The sequence below is a fragment of the Nocardioides sp. CFH 31398 genome, assembly GCF_022436705.1.
Classification (GTDB): domain Bacteria; phylum Actinomycetota; class Actinomycetes; order Propionibacteriales; family Nocardioidaceae; genus Nocardioides.
In genome coordinates this window covers 1-4,628 of record NZ_JAKUHT010000035.1, presented here as the reverse complement: position 1 = coordinate 4,628, position 4,628 = coordinate 1, and the positions used below count along the sequence as shown (strand labels likewise).

Here is a 4,628-nt window from a genome sequence, read left to right as displayed (position 1 = left end):
AGCGGCGCCGCCGCCGAGGCCGCGACCGCCTCGGCCGCCGCCGGGGTGGTGGGGCTCGGCCGCACGGCCGAGGCGCTGCGGGAGGCCGCCTCGGCCCTCGACGCGCACGCGGACGCCGTCGAGGTGCGGCTCGCCCTCCTCGCGTCCCTCGGGGACCGGGCCAGCGCGTGGGCCGAGGAGCTCGCTGGCGCCCTGCCGGACCTGCCGGACCTGCCGGACCTGCCGGACCTGCCGGACCTGCCGGACCTGCCGGGGCTGCCGTGGTCGGCGTGAGCCTGGGTCCGGACGACCTCAGCGTGGCCGGTGGCGTGGCCGGCCTGGGCGCGACGTACGACGACCTGCGGGCCCTGGCCGACGACCACGACGCCCTGGGCGACCGGCTGCGCGGGCGGGTCCCCGGGGTCCTCGCGCTGGCCGCCGACGCCGACCTGCTGGCCTCGGCGGTGCTGTCGCCCGTGACCTTCGCGGCGGCCGAGACGGCGCTGACGACGGCGGTGTGGGGCACCGACGGCCTGGTGGCCGCGGCCACCCGGTGGGAGGTGGACGCCGAGGCCGTCCGCGCGTCCGTCGGGCTCCTGGTCGGCGCGGACGCGGCGGTGGCCGTCGGCCTCGACGTGCTGGCGCACGGGGTCGGGCGGGCGGCGGTGCCGCTGCTCGCGGCAGCGGTGCTGCCCGTCGGGGCGGGTCTGACGCTCGCCCACCTGTCGGGTCGGCTGGGCACCCTGCCCGCGGTGCAGTCCGCCGTGGTGGCCCGCCCGGGGCTCGTCGAGCCGCTGGTCGCGGTCCTGTCCGGCGCCGTGGACGTCGTCTCGGGCCGGGTGCCGCCGGTCCCCGGCGCTGTCGGGCTGCCGCTGCCCTCCGACCCACCCGGGGCGACCGGCGTGCTGGCGGGCGCCTTCGCGGCGGAGGGCACGCCGGGGGTGGTGCGGCGTCGCGACCTGGAGAGCACGGTCGCGCCCCCGCGGGGGGTCGCGGACCTGCTCGGTGGCCTCGCCGGGGTGGCGGCCCTGGCCGACGACCCCGAGGGTCGGGGCACGGTCGCCGTCGACACCCTCGTGGGGGCGGACGGTCGCCGCGCCCACGTCGTCCACCTGCCCGGCACGGACGACTTCTCCGCGCCCTGGGCCGGCGACGACGACGTCCGTGACCTCGGCGCGGACCTCGGCCTGCTGGCGGGCGAGCCGACGACGTACGGGCGCGGGGTGGCGGAGGCGATGCGGCAGGCCGGCGTCCGGCCCGGGGAGCCTGTCCTGCTGACGGGACACTCGCAGGGCGGCATGCAGGCGGTGGCCCTCGCCGCGGAGGCGGGCACCGACGCGATGCCGTACGACGTCCGGCAGGTCGTCACGGCCGGGGCGCCGACCGCGCAGGTCCCCGGGCTCCCCGAGCAGGTGGCGGTGCTGTCGCTGGAGAACCGCGGCGACGTCGTGCCGCTCCTGGACGGCGCGCCCAACCCGGACACCCGGCAGCGGGTCACCGTCACCTTCGACGCGCCGGTCGCGGCGGGAGTGGCCCCGGGCCTCGCCGAGCGCCACGCGCTGGGCCACCACGTGGACGCCGCGCGGGCGGTCGACGCGTCGAGCGAGGCGTCCCTCGTGGCCCAGACCGCGCGGATGCGCGAGCTCGGCCTCCTCGACGCCGCGGCTGTCGAGCGGCACGTCTTCCGGATCACCCGGTGAGGGGCCGTGGGAGGCTGGGGCCCTCGGATCCGCCGCGGCCCGGGCGCCACCGGGTTTCGCGGCGACCGTCGCGGGGCAGTGGTCCGGACGCAACGGTGCGCAAGGAGGCAGGCGATGTACGGCGACGTCGGGGTGATGCGACGGCGGGTCGGCGAGCTGCGCGAGCAGGCGTCGGAGGTCCGGGCGCGGGCCCAGTCGCTGGTCGCCCAGGCCGAGAGCGTCCCCTGGACGGGCCGCGCCGCCGAGACGATGCGCGAGCGGGTCCGCGACCGCGCGGCGCGGATGCGCGACGCCGCCCGCCTGCACGACGAGGCCGCCCAGTCGCTGGAGAAGCACCTCACCGAGGTCGCCCACCTGAGCGAGGCCATCGCCGCGGCCGAGCACCGCCACCGCGGCCAGGAGCTGGACGGCCCCGGTGACGGCGGCCGCGGCTCCACCGCCGAGGCCCCGCCGCCCGGGCACCGTGACTGGCTGACCTTCGACTCCGGGGAGCGCTGAGGACCGTGCCGACCGTCGACCTGTCGAGCCCCACCCCGCCCCCGGACTCGCTCCTGGCGGGCCTGCCGCGCCGGATCAGCCTGACCCTGCCCGAGCTGCGCCTCGTCGCGGAGCGGGCCGGCGGGGCACCGCTGCCCTTCCTCGCCCCCGCCGCCGAGGCCGGCCGTTCCGCGGGCCTGGAGTCCCGCCTCGGACCGAGCCGCGGCGCGGGCGACGACGCGGCGTACGCCGCCGCGCTGGCGGGTCTGCACGAGCCCATCGAGTCCCTGACCCGCCGCGGCCTGCTGGACGCGTGGGGCGAGCCCGACCCCGGGCTGGCCGGCGCCGTCGGCCTGCTGGCCACGCCGAGGGTCGCGGTCGACCTCGACCTCAACATCACCGGCGCGCAGCTGCACGCGTGGCACCGCCACGGCCGCACCGCCGTCGCCACGCTCGCCACGGCCGACGGCCTGGTGTTCGAGCTGGGCTGGTTCGCGACCGCGCAGTGGCCCGCCGAGCTGGCGCGCGTCGCGGCGCTGCCCGCCGAGCTGCCGCGGCAGACCTCCGCGCTGCCCGGCGTCCTGGACCTGCCCTACGAGCTGCTGGACGCCTCCGGCGAGGCCGTGCGCTCCGGCCGGGCGGACGTCGTCCCCGTGCTCGCCGGGCACCACTCGGGCCGGGTCGTCGCGGACGGCGTCGTCCTGCCGGACGCGCAGGTGCCCGGCCTGCTCGGTGCCCTGCAGCGGGAGTCGCGGGGTCGGCTCCGCGCGCTCGTGGCGGACCTGCCCGAGGCCCCCGACACCAGCGGGACCACCCCCTCCCTCGACACCGTCGGGGTGACCTCGTGGCTGCTGCTGGCGGACGGGTGGCACGCCCTGCGACCGCACGTCGACACGACCGACGGACGGCAGGAGGGCCGCGTCGAGGTCCGCCGGGTCGAGCCCGCCGACCTCGCCACCTCGCTCGCCCCGGTGCTCGCGGAGGTGAGCCGATGACCACGGATCCCGGCCACGGACTGTCCGGCCCGACGGGCGGGCGCGACGCGCAGCGGAGCGTGTCCGAGGTGGAGGCGGTGGCCGCGGGCGAGAAGTACGACCGCATGACCCGGCTCGCCGAGCTCTTCGACCGGGTGGGCGGCGAGCTGCGGGAGCGGTCGCGGCTCGGCACCACGATCCTCGCCGACGACGACGTGGCGGCGTCCGCCGCGCTGTCGCCGCGGACCTGGGAGGTCGCCGAGGAGGACATCCGGCGCGCCACCACCGGCAAGCACGGCCTGCTGCCCGGGTCGACCGAGCTCGACGCCGACGCCCTCGTCGTCCGCGCCACCGTGCTGACCTACCGCTGGATCGACGAGCTCGCGGAGTCCGCGTCGCGGACCATCGGCTCCATCGCCGGCCGTGCCATCGGCTTCCTCGCCCCCGAGGTCGAGCTGGGTGGCGTGGTCGTGGCCGCCGGGCTGATCGAGACCGACGCCGACGACCGCGAGCAGGTCGCGGAGTACCTCGGCCAGCTCGCCGAGCACCACCCCGACCTGATGGACCACATCAGCACCGCGGGCGGGCTGCTCGACGGCCTGCAGCTGCGCACCCTGCTCACCCCCGGCCTGGGCACCAACGAGGAGGCGACCACCGCCGGCGTCGCCCTCGCGGGCCTCCGGGCGGTGGGGGTGCCGGCGTTCACCCAGGACGCCGTGGGCGCCGTCCGCGACGTCGCCGCCGACCTGCTCGGCACCGACCCCGCGACCCCGCCCGCACCCGCCGGGGTGGCCGACCCGTCGCTGCCCGCCGGCCTCGGCGCGCTGATGACGACCCTGAGCGAGGTGACGGCGAGCGTCGAGGTGCACCGCGCCGCGCCCGGACGCTTCCTCGTCTACCTCCCCGGCCGCGCCGACGCGGACGGCGGCCGGCTGCGCCTCGTGGGCGGCGACCACGCGACGTACGCGGCGGAGGCCGTGCGGGTCGTCGAGGCGGCGGTCGAGGCGTCCGGCCACACCGACGGCCCGGCCCGGGTGATGCTCGTGGGCGGCGGGCGCGGCGGGGTCGCGGCCGCCGAGGTCGCGGCCCGGCAGCCGTCGTCACGGTTCACCGTCGAGGCGGTCGTCACCGTCGGCTCCCCCGCCTCGCAGGCCCCGCGCATCGACGGCGACGTTCGGGTGCTGTCGCTGGAGGACTCCGCCGACCCCGTCGCCCTCCTCGGCTCTTTGGTCAACGCCGGGGACGAGCACCGCACCAGCGTCGTCTTCGACGGCGGCGGCGCGGTCGGACCGCCCGCCTGGGTCGTCGGGGGCCGCGCCGCCGACGACTCCTCCCACGACGGCCTCCGCGCCGAGCTCACCCGCCTGCGGGACCTGGGCTACCTGGCCTGACCGTCGAGTCGGGGGGGGGGGGGGCCGGGGGCGGGGGGGGGGGGGGGGGGGGGGGGGGGGGGGGGGGGGGGGGCGGGCGGGCGGGGGGGGGCGGGGGGGGGGGGCGC

5 protein-coding genes are annotated in these 4,628 nt (G+C 79.2%); all 5 read left to right on the top strand.

The features are described 5' to 3' along the window. On the top strand, positions 1-273 hold a 273-nt coding region (locus MJ876_RS20060; protein WP_240239114.1), incomplete at its 5' end, for a hypothetical protein. After that, positions 270-1,679 carry a hypothetical protein gene (locus MJ876_RS20055; protein WP_240239113.1) on the top strand — a complete coding sequence of 470 codons (1,410 nt, stop codon included), beginning with the start codon at positions 270-272 and terminating at the stop codon, positions 1,677-1,679. The genes MJ876_RS20060 and MJ876_RS20055, both read left to right, overlap by 4 nt. 114 nt (positions 1,680-1,793) lie before the next feature. Next, complete coding sequence (locus MJ876_RS20050) at positions 1,794-2,177, top strand: hypothetical protein (RefSeq protein ID WP_240239112.1); 384 nt, start codon at positions 1,794-1,796, stop codon at positions 2,175-2,177. 5 nt (positions 2,178-2,182) lie between these two features. Continuing rightward, on the top strand, positions 2,183-3,151 hold the full coding sequence (locus tag MJ876_RS20045) for a hypothetical protein (protein WP_240239111.1): 969 nt from the start codon (positions 2,183-2,185) through the stop codon (positions 3,149-3,151). Then, positions 3,148-4,521 (top strand): hypothetical protein, encoded by a 1,374-nt coding sequence (locus tag MJ876_RS20040; protein WP_240239109.1) that lies wholly within the window; start codon positions 3,148-3,150, stop codon positions 4,519-4,521. Before MJ876_RS20045 ends, MJ876_RS20040 begins: the two co-directional genes overlap by 4 nt. Positions 4,522-4,628: the final 107 nt, after the last annotated feature.

What these genes read in the sequence shown, in the direction of transcription:
- MJ876_RS20040 (WP_240239109.1), top strand. Translation starts at nt 3,148, where the DNA reads ATGACCACGGATCCCGGCCACGGACTGTCCGGCCCGACGGGCGGGCGC.
- MJ876_RS20050 (WP_240239112.1), top strand. Translation starts at nt 1,794, where the DNA reads ATGTACGGCGACGTCGGGGTGATGCGACGGCGGGTCGGCGAGCTGCGC.